Source organism: Carnimonas nigrificans ATCC BAA-78, from assembly GCF_000526695.1.
GTDB classification, from domain to species: Bacteria; Pseudomonadota; Gammaproteobacteria; order Pseudomonadales; family Halomonadaceae; genus Carnimonas; species Carnimonas nigrificans.
Genome location: NZ_JAGO01000004.1, coordinates 1 through 14,000, shown reverse-complemented (window position 1 = coordinate 14,000; position 14,000 = coordinate 1). Strand labels below are relative to the sequence as shown.

General features: G+C 52.7%; 15 protein-coding genes. 11 read left to right on the top strand and 4 right to left on the bottom strand.

Annotated elements, in window-relative coordinates:
* Nucleotides 1-110 precede the first annotated feature (110 nt).
* Complete coding sequence (locus L881_RS0100895; protein WP_025731852.1) at nucleotides 111-818, bottom strand: aspartate/glutamate racemase family protein; 708 nt, start codon at nucleotides 816-818, stop codon at nucleotides 111-113.
* 271 nt (nucleotides 819-1,089) lie between these two features.
* Nucleotides 1,090-2,259: an MFS transporter gene (locus L881_RS0100890; protein ID WP_156926466.1), complete on the bottom strand. Its 1,170-nt coding sequence runs from the start codon at nucleotides 2,257-2,259 to the stop codon at nucleotides 1,090-1,092.
* A gap of 362 nt (nucleotides 2,260-2,621) precedes the next feature.
* Between L881_RS0100890 and L881_RS0100885 the strand changes: the two genes are divergently transcribed.
* From L881_RS0100885 to L881_RS0100845, 9 genes are all read left to right on the top strand, one after another.
* A complete protein-coding gene (locus L881_RS0100885; RefSeq protein WP_025731850.1) occupies nucleotides 2,622-3,293 on the top strand; it encodes a histidine phosphatase family protein in 672 nt (223 codons plus the stop codon).
* A 325-nt stretch (nucleotides 3,294-3,618) separates the two neighbouring features.
* Nucleotides 3,619-4,347, top strand: coding sequence for a nucleoside/nucleotide kinase family protein (locus L881_RS0100880; protein WP_025731849.1), 729 nt, complete (start codon nucleotides 3,619-3,621; stop codon nucleotides 4,345-4,347).
* A gap of 248 nt (nucleotides 4,348-4,595) precedes the next feature.
* Entirely contained in the window at nucleotides 4,596-5,669 is a 1,074-nt protein-coding gene (locus L881_RS0100875) for an ArnT family glycosyltransferase (protein WP_084055347.1), read from the top strand.
* An 82-nt stretch (nucleotides 5,670-5,751) separates the two neighbouring features.
* Complete coding sequence (locus L881_RS13680; RefSeq protein WP_156926465.1) at nucleotides 5,752-6,333, top strand: hypothetical protein; 582 nt, start codon at nucleotides 5,752-5,754, stop codon at nucleotides 6,331-6,333.
* 85 nt (nucleotides 6,334-6,418) lie between these two features.
* Nucleotides 6,419-7,174: a glycosyltransferase family 2 protein gene (locus L881_RS0100865; protein WP_025731847.1), complete on the top strand. Its 756-nt coding sequence runs from the start codon at nucleotides 6,419-6,421 to the stop codon at nucleotides 7,172-7,174.
* 30 nt (nucleotides 7,175-7,204) lie between these two features.
* Entirely contained in the window at nucleotides 7,205-7,471 is a 267-nt protein-coding gene (locus L881_RS0100860; RefSeq protein WP_025731846.1) for a lipid-A-disaccharide synthase N-terminal domain-containing protein, read from the top strand.
* 113 nt (nucleotides 7,472-7,584) lie between these two features.
* A complete protein-coding gene (locus tag L881_RS0100855; RefSeq protein ID WP_025731845.1) occupies nucleotides 7,585-8,427 on the top strand; it encodes a hypothetical protein in 843 nt (280 codons plus the stop codon).
* 349 nt (nucleotides 8,428-8,776) lie between these two features.
* Nucleotides 8,777-9,451: a response regulator transcription factor gene (locus L881_RS0100850; RefSeq protein WP_025731844.1), complete on the top strand. Its 675-nt coding sequence runs from the start codon at nucleotides 8,777-8,779 to the stop codon at nucleotides 9,449-9,451.
* A 6-nt stretch (nucleotides 9,452-9,457) separates the two neighbouring features.
* Nucleotides 9,458-10,741, top strand: coding sequence for a sensor histidine kinase (locus tag L881_RS0100845; RefSeq protein WP_025731843.1), 1,284 nt, complete (start codon nucleotides 9,458-9,460; stop codon nucleotides 10,739-10,741).
* A 174-nt stretch (nucleotides 10,742-10,915) separates the two neighbouring features.
* On the opposite strand, the gene L881_RS0100840 is transcribed toward L881_RS0100845, so the two are convergent.
* Nucleotides 10,916-11,311 (bottom strand): (R)-mandelonitrile lyase, encoded by a 396-nt coding sequence (locus L881_RS0100840; RefSeq protein ID WP_025731842.1) that lies wholly within the window; start codon nucleotides 11,309-11,311, stop codon nucleotides 10,916-10,918.
* Nucleotides 11,312-11,413: 102 nt separating this feature from the next.
* Between L881_RS0100840 and L881_RS0100835 the strand changes: the two genes are divergently transcribed.
* On the top strand, nucleotides 11,414-12,301 hold the full coding sequence (locus L881_RS0100835; RefSeq protein WP_025731840.1) for a LysR family transcriptional regulator: 888 nt from the start codon (nucleotides 11,414-11,416) through the stop codon (nucleotides 12,299-12,301).
* A 41-nt stretch (nucleotides 12,302-12,342) separates the two neighbouring features.
* Here L881_RS0100835 and L881_RS0100830 read toward each other — a convergent pair whose 3' ends face one another.
* On the bottom strand, nucleotides 12,343-13,587 hold the full coding sequence (locus L881_RS0100830) for a multidrug effflux MFS transporter (protein ID WP_025731839.1): 1,245 nt from the start codon (nucleotides 13,585-13,587) through the stop codon (nucleotides 12,343-12,345).
* Nucleotides 13,588-13,705: 118 nt separating this feature from the next.
* Between L881_RS0100830 and L881_RS0100825 the strand changes: the two genes are divergently transcribed.
* Nucleotides 13,706-14,000 (top strand): IS5 family transposase (locus tag L881_RS0100825; protein ID WP_025731838.1); only part of this gene is annotated, 295 nt, incomplete at its 3' end.

The following is a 14,000-nucleotide window of genomic DNA, read 5'->3' as shown; positions in this document are numbered from 1 at the left end:
CACGGCGTTAAGTTTGGGGGGCAGAAAGCTCTTCCCCGTGGCAGATTATTGGCTCAGTGTTCTACAGAAAACGAACACAGATGGCTATTAGGTGGTGACCATCAGAAGGTTTATTCTCTTGAAGAATCTTCCAAGGCAAGTTTTACCGCTGCCTGTGCATGAATAGTGGTTGTGTCGAAAAGGGGAACAGTACTGTCTTCTATTTTAACCAATAGCATAATTTCAGTACATCCCAATATGATGCCTTGCGCTCCCCTTTCTATCAGTCGGGCTATTACATCCCGATAGATTTTCCTGGATTCTTCTGTAGTTATCCCAGATACCAATTCTTCATATATAATACGATGTACTTCTGCGCGATCATTTTCATCGGGGGTAAGCACATTCAACCCATATTTTTCTACTAATCTATTTTTGTAGAAAGTCTGCTCCATTGTGAAAGCGGTACCCAGCAATCCAATCGTAGTAATACCCGACTCTTGAATTTTCTCAGCAGTAGAATCTGCGATATGAAGCAAAGGAATGCCGATTGCGGCCTGAATATCATCTGCCATTCGATGCATGGTATTTGTGCAAATCAGTAAGACATCTGCTCCACCAGACTCCAGCGCTTTTGCAGCTTGAGTCATCTTGAACGTTAATGTATCCCAGTCCCCTTGATTCTGGAGAGCTTCGATTTCTGAAAAATCAAAAGACCAAAGCAAACAACGTGCGGATACTGTCGGGCCTTTTCTATCTCTAACTCCCTGATTTAAAATACGGTAGTACTCAGCAGAACTCTCCCAACTCATTCCACCAATGAGGCCAATCACGTTCATGAATTTGCTCCCTAATTCTTTGTCCGTGTAACTTTTTGAAGGTTCTGGAGAGGTTCAAACTCTGATAGGGGCGGATAAGCTCCCAGTCCCTATCATTGACTGTTGGTTGGGCAACCCGTGAGAATCATCATAACGCAGCTTCGTCGAAGCTGATACGAACCGGATGTTGGCGTTGACGTTATCGCCGCGGCCCTCACGGCGTTAAGTTTGGGGGTAAGAAGCTCTTCCCCGTGGTTGAAAGCTTCTCTTTCGAAGCCTTTGCATGGCGACGTTAGCGCTCTCCCCTCGCGAGGTGCATCTGAATTCCAACCCCCAGGGCAGTGGCGACCAGCAGTGCGACTGCGACGATTGCCAGGGCAAGGGGTAACGACGTCAATTGCGCGATAAAGCCGATGAGCGCCGGCCCAGCCAGGACGCCTGCGTATCCAAGGCTCGTTACGGCAGGCACCGCGACGCTTTCGGGCATGCGGTGCTGCTGACCGATCATGGAAAACATCACCGGCACCATGTTGGCGCACCCGAGCCCGAGCAGCACGTAGCCCACCAGCGATAGCTGAAACGAGGGCAGGGTCAGCGCCAGCATCAATCCCCCGCTGGCGGCCACTCCGCCTACAATCAGGGTAGTTCGGCGCCCGAGTGCCGCCACCAGTCTATCTCCCACAACACGGCAAAATGTCATGGCAAGATTGAAGGCGACAAATCCCCATCCCGCATGAGTGGCGTCAATATGGCGAATTTCATGGATATAAATGGCGCTCCAGTCGAGCATCGCTCCTTCAGAGAGGAAGGCAATGAAGCACACCACGCCAAGCAGAATCACGATGCCGCGAGGGAAGGCGATAAAAGCGCCGCCACTTTCGGCATGTTCACGAAGCCAGTGAGATGAAGAGCCGACGGTAACGATTATAGCGATGGCGACACATACAAAACTCATCGCCAATATGCCCAGAGATGCACTCAGCATCAGTGTCGCTGCAATGGCTCCGCATAAACCGCCCAGACTGAAAAATGCATGAAACCCTGACATCACGGGGCGGGATGAGCGCTTCTCAACGACCACCGCCTGTAGGTTCATCACGCAGTCCATTGCCCCCATGCCTGCGCCAAAACATAAAAGAGTGAGGCACAACGTCGTAAAGCTGGAGACTATCGTTAATAGCGGCAAGGTCAGCGCCATCACCACCACCGCCGCCAACATGACGATACGGCAGCCTCGTTTGGCCGCGAGCGCACCCGCCAGCGGCATCGTTATGATGGAGCCTAGCCCCAGACAAAGAATTGCCAGCCCAAAAGAGGCGTCGTCCAGGCCCGTGCGCGACTTGGCATAGGGCACCAGGGGCGCCCAGGCGGCCACGATCCAGCCGGGAATAAAAAAAGCCGCACGGGTAGCATGCTGCTGTAGACGCAGATTTGCCGCTCCAGTAGGCGCATCCATCTTCATGCGTGTGCTCCATCTAACTCTGGGTAATTCTTCATCAGGATTGGCGGGCTATCTGTCTAATATGCCTTGCGCGGCTTGATTGGCTTCAGGCGATAAAGGCAACCAGTTTTCTTGTAAAGAAACGCGCGAACGCTACTCAACATCCCACCTGCATAGAATAAAGGGAGCATATAAGGCGGGTCATGCATGACATTCGTCTAAAGCGAATCATGCCCGTGGCTATAGCGATGCCACTATTCTGCGCTTCCCCCGGTTCATTTCTGGTTCGCTTCTCCCCAATTGCCCCTTCACCCGGATTTAACGTGCGACCACACATCATGCCAGCGACTGAGGTTTGAAGTTCTCTCCGCTGATTGAGTTGCATGTTTATATTGTCTGTTGCGCGCTTTCGTCTGGCCCGTTTGGTTAATTATTATCCGCTGTTACTGGTGCTGGTAGTGATGGTGTTCATCACTGCGGGAGGAGTTATTGGCGGGGTTATCTCGGCGAATAGATTGCCGCACCTGACGCCGGAGCATCTTGTGAATCTGCTGAATGAAGAGAATGGCGATCATGTTATGGTGATGGTGCGACATGCCGAGCGCTGCGATCGTTCCAGTCATGAATGCCTAAATAGCGCTCAGGGAATTACCGTGCGTGGGGCGCAGCAGGCCGCTGCGATGGGAACGGCGTGGAGGGTGGTGGCGCCTCCGCCTTACCGGACATTTTCAAGCGATACGCTGAGAACCAGGCAAAGTGCCCAAGGGTTCAGTGAAGGCGCCTCTATCAAGGTATCCCCACCGCTTGGCTCTTCCTCGTGCAGCCAACCTTCGTTCGAACGGTTTCTGCAAACCGTGGCGGAAAGTAGCTCTGGCGCTAAGGTACTGTTTACCCATAGTGAATGTCTTGCCTACATGGCGCAGCATTTTGCCGACACGCAGTTTTCTCCCGATTATCTGGAAGGTATTGTGCTCGTTGTCCATCCATGGGGCATCAGGGTTGAGGGTGCCATTACACCGCAAGAGCTGGCAGTTGCCGCACGCAGGCATCTTTAGAGAGCCGATCATTGGTCTCGATTAACGAAGAATTGACACGGGTTTTGTATTAATGTGGCGCTCTTGTCGGATAATTATCGCCTCTGGTTAATCGAGCCGCTGACAATGGAAACAGCCTCCAACCATTCATTCGGGAGTAGACCCATCAATATCGAGCTGCATACAAAAGTGACAACGGCATCGAAGGTGCAGTTGAACTCAGGGCAGTTTCCTTCTCCCCGAATAGCGAGCTGGCTGCTTCTCCACGCCTATGACTGATAAAACTGTTTCTGCCTTGGCTGGCGCTACTACCGTGCCTGAGGAATCCTCTTTGCGACCACGACAGATGACTGACCATTGCACAGTGATAAACGGGCTGGTGGCGGTAGTGGGGTGCGATGGTACGGGGAAGTCTACTCTGACCCACGATCTGGTGGCGCGCTTGCAGCAGGAGCGCCCCACCGAGTGGCGTTACTTGGGGCTGGTTTCCGGTGAGTCGGGCGACAAGATCAAGAAATTGCCGCTGATCGGCACCTGGCTGGAGCGGCGTTTGGCCGCCAAGACCGCCAAGGTGCAAAACCTCCGCACGCGGCAGCCTTCCTGGCTTGCGGTGCTGGTGATGTACGGCTTTTCCAAATGGCGCGCCGGTAATCTGCGCAAAGTGTGTCGTCTTGCTGAAAGTGGCACGCTGGTGATTGCTGATCGCTATCCGCAGTCGCAGATCGAAGGCTTTCGGTTTGATGGCCCTGGCATCGGTATTCAGCGTGTTTCGCCGGGCTGGAAGCGCCGTATGGCGGAGCGTGAGCATCGGATTTATCAGCAGCTTGAGAAGATTCAGCCCAGCCTGATTATTCGTCTTGATATTGATCTGGAAACCGCCAGCGCGCGCAAACCCGATCATGATGCTGAAGAGTTGCAGGAAAAGATCTTGGTGATGTCCCGGTTGCATTACAACGGGGCGCGTATCATTGATCTCGATGCGCGTGCAGCCTATGACGATGTTGTCGCGAGAGCGCTTGAGGCGATTCACCGCTTTGCGCTGAGCGATCATGATAACAGCAGCTTTTTTAGATAAGCGGATTTATCGGTCTTGTATTAATTAACGTGAATAAGTTCAATTTCTCGTCAGATCTGAACCTGAAGATAGTTGCTACTGTCCATGCTTTCACTTAAGTATTCGATTTTTAGCTGGAATATCCATGATGATTGAATAATGCATGCCTGTTTTTTGAGGATGTTTTTAACATTGAATTGACATTCCCTTCGCTACTGTACCTCTCACCCTAACCTGCTCGGTTATACTGTGTGATTCGAGGACGTAGCATGCGTGACCATTCTGAGAGTGCTACTGATTACTGTAATGCTCCTGATCGGCGTGTGAGCCTCTCTTTGGGTGGTGCTTTTATAGAGATGTTCAAGTCTTTCAATATCATCTCTGCCACTACTGTTTTTATTTGGGTATTGATTACGGCAAGTGCTGTTTCTCTTCCCTTCCTTCCTACTGATGGTACTCGTTATGTCTCAGTCGCATGGGATATGTGGCTGAACCATTCCCAGTGGGTGCCGCTCATGAATGGTGCCCCCTACTCGGATAAACCGCCATTGCTGTTCTGGCTGATGGAGCTTGGCTGGTATGTTTTTGGGGTCAATGATATATGGCCGCGCCTGATATCGCCGTTGGCGTCACTTCTTGCCCTGACACAACTTTATAGAATTGCGCGTGGTCTAGGATATTCAACACCGATAGCGCAATTGAGCCAACTGGTATTACTGTCACTTCCATTATGGTCACTCTATAGCAGTCTAGTGATGTTCGATGTGTTGTTAAGCGCTTGTGTGCTGGGCGCTATTGAACCACTCACCAGACCAGGAACATTTACTTTCCGCAGGGCATTGATTAGCGGCATTTGGCTTGGCATGGCGATGTTGACCAAAGGGCCGGTGGGATTAATGGCCTTTGTTCCTCTCCTTGTAACAGCAGGCGTGTGGCGTAGGGAGCCATTGGGAAGAAGGGACATTGTAGGGGGCATACTCGCTATATTAATGAGTATCGCTATTTTAATGACATGGGCATTATCTGCTGCATGGGCAGGTGGTCACGAATTTGCCCAGAGCCTTTTATGGGGACAGACAGTTGACCGAATGCATGGCGATAATGCCGCTCATGCGCGCCCTCTCTGGTGGTACTGTAGCTGGCTGCCGATATTTGCCGCTCCCTGGGTTCTATGGGCCGAACAGTGGGTTCGCTTGAACCGCAGTAGCTGTAAATCCCTGCTCTTTTGGTGGCTGCTCCCGCCTTTTCTCGTTTTTTCCCTTATCAGCGGTAAGCAGGTGCATTACATGATGCCGTTAATGCCAGCCCTCGGCTGGTCAGGCTGGGAAAATAAATGGCCTTGATGGGGAGCTGTCTACGCCTCGCCTCCGGCATTGTCGCCCATTAGCGGGAGAGGCAGGCATACGTGCTTTTGATACGCGCAGATTGGCTATTGTGTTCTTATTCCTGGCAGTGGCAAGCGGCCTTCTTTGGCAAGGAATTATCCCTATAAAAGCTACCGATGTAGTGCCCGTTCATTTATCGGTAGTAATCGTTTTTATTCTGTCAGGCGTGTTCCTGTGGATGTGTAACAGGTCTGGTTTATATACAAGACTATGTGCCATAGCAGCCATCATTAATATCAGTCTGGTATTGTGTGGAAAAATAACCATCGCCAATTCAGGCGGACGCTATGATGTTTCTCCAGTGAGTCATGAAATTGCAACTTTGCAACAACAGGGGCTTCCCGTCGCTTATGCCGATGGTCATTATCAGGCAACTTTCCAATTCAATGGCCGTTTGCACTATCCCCTTGTGTTGCTTGATGGAAAGCCCTCGTCCATTCATCACTTTGCCATTCAGTACCCTCATGGCTGGATAGGAGGAGATTTACAGGATTTTACTTCCGATATATTGAATTATCCGGAAGTAAAACAGTTTCCCTATAAGGGCAGAATACTCATTCTGGTGCCTAACAGTGCGGTAGTTGACCATCCACGCTGGATATTAGAAGGCCACATTGAATGAGTATGAACGTAGATAAATTACAAGGGCCAGAACGCAGCTTTCTGAAGCCTAAAGATCTATTTTTATTTTGTGAAAATGGTGTCGTATGTCTGCTCCCATAATCTCTGTGCTGATTCCTGCCAAGGATGAAGAAAATAATCTCACCGCGCTGCTGGATGAAGTGGAAATAGCATTACATCAGCTATTTTATGAAGTTATCGTGGTTGATGATGGGTCATGTGATAACACGTATGAAGTATTGACGAGGTATTCATCGACGCATCCTTGCGTGCGCCTGATCCGCCATGAGGTCTCCGCCGGCCAAAGCACGGCCATTTGGGTAGCTGCACAGCAGGCCAGAGGGCAGTGGCTGGCGACCCTGGACGGCGATGGTCAGAATGATCCGGCGGACATTCCGGGCATGCTCCGGCTGGGGGGCGAGAAGGATGTAGACATGGTGGCCGGTCATCGTATTGATCGCCGTGATACAGCGTTCAAGCGCTTTTCTTCAAAAATCGCCAATACTGTTCGGGCCGCGCTGCTAAAAGACAACACGCCTGACACCGGATGTGGAACCAAGGTATTCAGGCGTAGTGCCTTCCTGCGTTTACCCTATTTTGACCATATGCACCGCTATCTTCCGGCCCTTATTCAAGGACAAGGGGGCATCTGTATCTCGTGCCCTGTCAATGATCGCTCTCGCCGCTCCGGGTGCTCCCATTACGGGCTGAATAACCGGCTATGGGCGGGAATCATTGATCTGTTTGGTGTGATGTGGCTGACCCACCGCAGCAAACTTCCGACCGCTCAACTGCCGGTAGGTGAGTCAGTCACCCGAATACTCAAGAGCAATAGACAATGAGCCAGAGGCGGATTCAGCCAATAGGCGTGTATGTCTGTTAGCGCGTTGTGGCTTGGCGTTGGGTTCCTGGGGCAGTTGCTCTTTTCATGCCGATTTGTCCTGCAATGGATCGCCAGCGAACGAGCCAGGCGCAGTGTAGTGCCGGTGAGTTTTTGGCTATTTAGCATTGCTGGCGGAATAGTGCTGCTGAGTTATGCCATATACCGCCACGACCCGGTCTTTATTTTTGGGCAGGCTTCCGGGCTATTGATCTATATCCGTAATCTGATGCTCATCAGAAGTGAGCGAACTACGTGACTTCATTTATGTCCGAAGGAAGATACATGCGGCCGCTTTGTCGTTTATATGTAGCTTATGTGTAGTTTGTTTGTGGTTTATGTAGGGTTTATTTGTAGCCCAGGGAGTCTTTGATGAGTGGCGAGTCCCGCTGGCAACACTTTCCGCCGCATACGCTTGAGCGGTTATTCGACGCCATTGAAGTGGATGATGTGGTTGAGGATCAGGTGTCATTACCTGAGCGTGGTGCCTTGCTGTGTGCCGATGACAAGCAGATTCACCAGTGTTACTCGCTGTGTGTGCAGCTCTGGATCGACGGGGTATCGCGTGGTGCATTGCTGGCGCTGGTGGACGCATTGAAGCAGCACGGCGATCTGACGGTTGCTGAGCGGCGGCGATTCAAATCAATACGGGCCAAATTCAAGCATCTGCGTTTTGCGCAGCGGCTGTTCAGCAAAAATCACAAGGGTGGCGGGCTGCTGCACTGCACCACGGTGACGATGGGCAAATTGCAGGATGCGTTTCGCGGTGGTCATCAGGCTGAGTTGAAACGCAATATCCGCACGATGCGGCAGCTATTGCTGCCACCGGTTTGGGCGTTGATGCGGCGTAACATCATCCACCAGCAGCTCGATAGCGCCACGGCCATTTGCGACTACCGGCAGCGCTGTTTCCAAAGCCTTGCGCCCTCCATTGAGTCACTTGTGCTGGATGGTCAGCGCTTTCACGATACCCGCAAGGTGGTGAGCCAGCAGGTCGCCTATTACGACACCTTCCGCACCCTTTATCCTGACAACGAGGTGGCAACGCGGATGTCGCGGTTCATGGCGGCCATTAACGGCCTGATGGGCGATCGCCACGACGATATTATCGAGGCGACGCTGAACGGTGAGCGTGCGTATGGCGATAACGAGTCGCTGAGCGAGGATGTTCGCTGGCGTCTTGAGCGGCTGGTAACCGCGCTACGTCACGGCTAGCGCAGCTCGAAGGCAAGGTTTGAAGCAAGGTCAGAAGGTAGTATCAGCAGCAGGCTCTTTTATATGGCGGGCGACTTCTCTCGATTAACGAAAAATTGACACGGTGTTTGTATTAATGGAGGGCATCGTCGGGTAACTGCCACGTTTCCGCATTGAGGTGTCCACCATGTATAAATGCTCTATTCCTGGTCATCACGACTATATCCCTTCCACAGCAGCGGCTTCAAAATACGATAAAGTCTGGGAGAACATCAGTATTGCGCTGGTAATCGCTATACCGCTGGTGCTGGCTCTGACATTATGGATTTGAAGCCTTCCCACCGTAAATTAACCGGTACTGCCTGACATCATGAGACTCCTGGTCATTGAAGATAATCCGGATATCCGGGCCAACCTGATCGACTACCTGGAACTGCGGGGCTATACGGTCGATGCTGCCCATAGCGGCACGCTAGGGCTTGAATTGGCGACCACGCAATCGTTCGATCTGATTCTGCTGGATTTGATGTTACCTGGGCTTTCCGGCTATAGCGTCGCGAGCAAGCTGCGTAACGAGTGGCAGAGCACGACACCCATCATCATGCTGACGGCGCGTGATGCGCTGGATGATCGCCTGCTCGGTTTTGACAGTGGCGCTGATGATTATCTGATCAAGCCATTCGCGCTGGAAGAGCTGGCGGCGCGTATTGAGGTTGTATTGAAACGCTCCAGCGGGGCGGTTGCGCGTCGTTTGCAAGTGGCCGACCTAACGCTTGATCTGGATACGCTGGTGGTGACTCGCGAAGGCCAGCCGCTGCATATCAAGAACGCCGAGTTAACCATATTGACGCTATTGATGCGTAAAAGCCCCCATATCGTCAGCCGACAAACCATTGAAGAGCATTTGTGGGGAGAGGATATGCCGGACAGCGATAGCCTGCGTACTCACATCTATAACCTGCGCAATGCCATTGACAAGCCCTTCAGCCGACCGTTACTGCATACCTTGAGAGGGCAGGGGTATCGACTGACCGATGAGATGTAGTCTGGCATGAGCGCTCCTTATTATAAAAAGCGGCTAACACGCAGGATCGAATGGGCGGTATTTACCATGTGCCTGTTGGTTGCCACCATTTTTTCCTTCGGCACCGTCTACAGCATTCATTACATCGAGTCGGAAACGGCCCAGCTTAATCTGGGCCATACCCTGGAGGTACTGATTCATCAGCGCCGTCGCGATCTCCCCATTGATACAGCCTACGCTTCCAGGTTTTATGCAGAAGAAGAGGATGGCTCAGGAGTACCCGCGTGGTTGAGCGACGCGAAGGATGGCTTCAACCGCATCAGCCACGCAGACAGTGATTGGTATGCACTTACCGAACACGTGGATGGTCAGCGCTATATTCTGGTGCAGCGCAGTGACGCCCTGGGCTGGCGTCAGCAACATATCTATCTGGCGCTGTTCATTTGCTGGGCCATCTGTGCCTTTGCCGGACTATTGATTGGCCGCTGGCTGGTGCGAATCGCCATTCATCCGCTGATGCGCCTGACCGAGGATATTCGTCGTCTCCAATACTCGACAGAGCAGGAGATTCTGGCAACGCGCTACTCCAATGATGAAGTAGGCCAGCTCGCTTCCGCCTTTGATCGCACGACCCAGGAGATTCTGACGCTGCTGGCGCGGGAACGTGCCTTTACCGGCGGCGTGAGCCATGAACTCAGAAGCCCACTGATGGTGATACAGGGGGCTAGTGAGCTGTTGCTGGCAGCGGAGCTGCCCTCCAGTCAAAGGCGGGTGGTGAAGCGTATCGCCAATGCCAGCGCGCAAATGGAAGCACTGGTCAATGCGTTTCTGGTCATGGCGCGAGAGCAGCAAGAGCCTCACCGGCAGCTAGCGCAGGAGCCACTGGATGTGATTGTGACGAACGTTATCGCTCAGCTTGAACAGCACACGGCCCTGCCGCCGGGGACCATCAGGCTGGAAGGCGCTGCGCAGCCTGCCGAGCGCTACCCTGTTACTTTTGTCACCATTGTCTTAAGTAATCTGCTGCGAAACTCAATCGCCTACAGCAATCGCGGGACGGTGATCGTGCGCCTCTCTTCTGGGAGCATTGAGGTACAGGATGAAGCGCCTCTGATGGGGGCGGATGTCTTCGCCCATATGCTGGCCCCCTTTACGCGCGGGGAGGCCAATCTCCATCAGGATGGCATGGGGCTTGGCCTTGCCATTGTCACCCGTATCTGCGATTTCATGGGGTGGCAGCTCGAATACCGGGTTGTGGAAAACCATAACTGTATTCGTATTCAACTTGAGCGGCAGCAGGCGCTCGACTAACGAAGTGAAGCGTTCCGAAAGCATCAATGATGGCGCTTGGAGCGATTCGCATATTCAGGAAGGAAGGTAAAGAGCACAAGCCCCGAGCCCGCCGAAGTGGACAGCAGGATGAGCGGGGCTTGTGCATCGGGTCAGGTCAGGGCCGCAACGGTGTGTGTTGGGCAGGAGTCGCTGCTATTTGCGATACTGTTCGTCGGACACCTGTTCCATCCAGGTAACGGGGGAGCCATTTTGCTCTTCCTGAATAGTGACGTGGGTCATGGCAGTATCAGGTGCAGCGCCATGCCAATGTTTTTCTTCCGGCTCAAAATAGATGATATCGCCCGGGTAGATATCCTGTATCGCTTCCCCTTCTTTCTGTGCCCAGCCATGCCCAGCGGTCACGATGAGTGTCTGACCGACGGGATGGGTATGCCATGCCGTGCGTGCAGAGGGTTCGAAAGTAACAGCGGCAGTGGATACACGTGAAGGTTCCGGAGGTGCGAAGTGTGCATCGATTCTTACGGTTCCCGTGAACCACTCTTTTGGCCCTGGTACGGATGCAATTGAGCCTACGCGCTTAATCTTCATGGTGTTCTCCATAATGAGGTTAACGTTCACTTTAGAGACTAAAACCAATAAAATTAACCGCCAGATACTTCAATAAATTATAAGCAAGGCTTATCAATTGGTATGCAAAAACTGGATAGTCTGGCTGCCTTTGTCGCGGTAGCGCGCGCTGGCAATTTTACTAGGGCTGCCGAGCAACTGCGCATTTCCCAGTCTGCCTTGAGTCAGTCAATTCGCAAACTAGAGCATCGCCTCGGCGTTAGCTTGTTCATCCGCACGACGCGCAGCGTCTCGGTGACGCAGGCCGGAGAAAAACTGTTGGAAGTGGTCGGCCCACGGCTTGATGAAATTACCCAACAGATGGAGGCATTGAGTGATCTGCGTGAAACTCCAGCGGGGAGGATTCGCCTAACGGCGACTGAACATGCAGCGGAAACCATACTGTGGCCGGTATTGCAGCGTATTCTGCCCAGCTATCCTGATATAAAAGTGGAAGTAGCGATTGATTACGGCCTGACCGATATCGCCGCCGAAGGCTTTGATGCCGGTATCAGGCCGAGGGAAAGCATTAGCCCAGGAATGGTGGCCCTACCGTTAGGCCCCCCTATGAGAATGGCGGTGGTGGCATCGCCCGGCTATTTTTCCCAGCATCCACCGCCCGCTATGCCCGAGCAGTTAACCGAGCACTGCTGTATCAATCTGCGTTTACCGCAGCACGGGCTATACGCCTGGGAGTTCGATCACAATGGCCGCAGCATGCAGGTTCATGTTGATGGTCAATTAACCTTCAATAATGCCCAACTGATGCTTAAAGCGGCCGTCGATGGGCTGGGAATTGCTTACGTTCTGGAAGAGCAGGCAACCCCGTTTCTGGCAGAAGGCAAGCTGGTGCGCATCCTTGGCGACTGGTGCGAGCAGTTCCCGGGCTATTACCTCTATTACCCTAACCGTAAAGGCCATTCTGCGGCGTTTACGGTATTGCTGGATGAACTCAAGCGCCAGCGCGACTAAATGGATGGCGCACAGCTTGGCAGGGGGCTTTGCTGGGCGGGCTAATCCGCTACCTGGCAGCCCTCATAATCGTCCTCCGGCTGGCGAGTACCGCGCTGAGCGATCCAGAAAGAAGATTGCGCAATCACTCCAGCCGCCAACAGCACGATCGCGGTAGATAACGCATGGTTCGCGCCAATGCCACTCAGCGAGGCGCACAGCGCACCGATGACCATTTGGAGGAAGCCATAAAGCCCCGAGGCGGATGCCGCGGCCTTCGGTGCCAGGCTCATCGCTTCTGAGAGCGCCATGGGCGACGCAATACCGGCGCCATAGCTAAACACCAGCATGCAGGAGAGCACCGCTGCCACCGAGAGCGCATTTCCTACAATTAAAAGCAGGAATACGAGAGCGCTAACACAGCTAATAAGATTCCCCAGGATCAACGCATGTCTAATCGACGTGCGCCCGGCCAAACGGCTAGCGGTTAATGCTCCCAGCCATGCGCCTAAAATATTCAAGGCCAGAAACAGGCCCACTTTCGAGGGCGAGCTGCCTAGCTGATTAATGAATATAAAAGGGGCGGAGCCAATATAAGCGTAAAGAGCCGTGGTAGCGAAACCACCGCCGATGGCATAGCCGAGAAAGCTGCGGGAGACCCATAACTGTAAATAATGGTGGGTGACCTCTTTAAAAGACCGGCCGTTCGTTGATCCATCAGGCGGTAAACGTTTCAGGACAAGAATCAGATTCGTCAGCCCCAGCAGACTTAAGAGCAGGAAGATGGAGCGCCACCCCGTTACCGTGACAAGAGCGGAGCCGATAAGAGGTGACAGACCAGGCCCCATCATCACCATCAGGTTCATCAGGGAGAGTTTTTTGGCAGCTTCCTGACCATGATAATTATCCTGAACCAGCGCGCGACCCAGCACCAATCCTGCGCCGCCCCCCAGCGCTTCAAAAAAGCGTGCGCCAATAAGAATTTCGATAACAGGGGCAAAAAAGGCCACGATACTCGCCAGCGTAAAGAGTGCCATCCCGATAACAAGTACCGGGCGGCGGCCAAAGTTATCGGCCAGCGGGCCATAGGTAATCTGTGCAAAGGCCAACCCGATAATGTATGCACTCAACGTTAATGGGGTAAGGCCAGAGCTGCCACGAAACTCGTCGGAGACACTCGAAAGTGCGGGCACAAACATATGAATTGCCAGCGTCCCACCCAGGGTGATCATCGCGAGTAACCAGAGCGGGGGAGGAGTATTGGTCGAACGCTTTAATAAGCGACGGGAAGCTATTTTATCGGTCATCTAATGTTTGTACCCAGACTTTTACTTATTGCATAAAGGCTCTACTGAATGATGCTTAGGTTCTGTCTGAAAAGTCATACATGTTAGCCTTTCGCTGTTGACGAAAGGAGATGGCCTGATGGTGGAACGTTACGCGGTACCTGATCATCAATGGGATATGATTGCCGATATAGTTTCTCCCCCACAGAAAATGGGGCGTCCACGGCGAGATGACCGCCTGATGCTTAATGGCATCTTCTGGATTCTCTGTTCGGGAGCACAATGGCGGGACCTGCCCGAACGATTTGGCTCCTGGAAGACGGTATACCAGCGATTCCGCCAGTGGCGTGATGATGGTACTTTCGAACAAGTCCTAAGCCGGCTTCATTTACGTCTTCGACAGGATGGTCTCATGGATTTGGATACATGGATGA

Coding starts and splice junctions, on each gene's coding strand:
- L881_RS0100895 (WP_025731852.1), bottom strand. CDS start 818: ATGAACGTGATTGGCCTCATTGGTGGAATGAGTTGGGAGAGTTCTGCT.
- L881_RS0100890 (WP_156926466.1), bottom strand. CDS start 2,259: ATGAAGATGGATGCGCCTACTGGAGCGGCAAATCTGCGTCTACAGCAG.
- L881_RS0100885 (WP_025731850.1), top strand. CDS start 2,622: ATGTTTATATTGTCTGTTGCGCGCTTTCGTCTGGCCCGTTTGGTTAAT.
- L881_RS0100880 (WP_025731849.1), top strand. CDS start 3,619: ATGACTGACCATTGCACAGTGATAAACGGGCTGGTGGCGGTAGTGGGG.
- L881_RS0100875 (WP_084055347.1), top strand. CDS start 4,596: ATGCGTGACCATTCTGAGAGTGCTACTGATTACTGTAATGCTCCTGAT.
- L881_RS0100865 (WP_025731847.1), top strand. CDS start 6,419: ATGTCTGCTCCCATAATCTCTGTGCTGATTCCTGCCAAGGATGAAGAA.
- L881_RS0100860 (WP_025731846.1), top strand. CDS start 7,205: ATGTCTGTTAGCGCGTTGTGGCTTGGCGTTGGGTTCCTGGGGCAGTTG.
- L881_RS0100855 (WP_025731845.1), top strand. CDS start 7,585: ATGAGTGGCGAGTCCCGCTGGCAACACTTTCCGCCGCATACGCTTGAG.
- L881_RS0100850 (WP_025731844.1), top strand. CDS start 8,777: ATGAGACTCCTGGTCATTGAAGATAATCCGGATATCCGGGCCAACCTG.
- L881_RS0100845 (WP_025731843.1), top strand. CDS start 9,458: ATGAGCGCTCCTTATTATAAAAAGCGGCTAACACGCAGGATCGAATGG.
- L881_RS0100840 (WP_025731842.1), bottom strand. CDS start 11,311: ATGAAGATTAAGCGCGTAGGCTCAATTGCATCCGTACCAGGGCCAAAA.
- L881_RS0100835 (WP_025731840.1), top strand. CDS start 11,414: ATGCAAAAACTGGATAGTCTGGCTGCCTTTGTCGCGGTAGCGCGCGCT.
- L881_RS0100830 (WP_025731839.1), bottom strand. CDS start 13,587: ATGACCGATAAAATAGCTTCCCGTCGCTTATTAAAGCGTTCGACCAAT.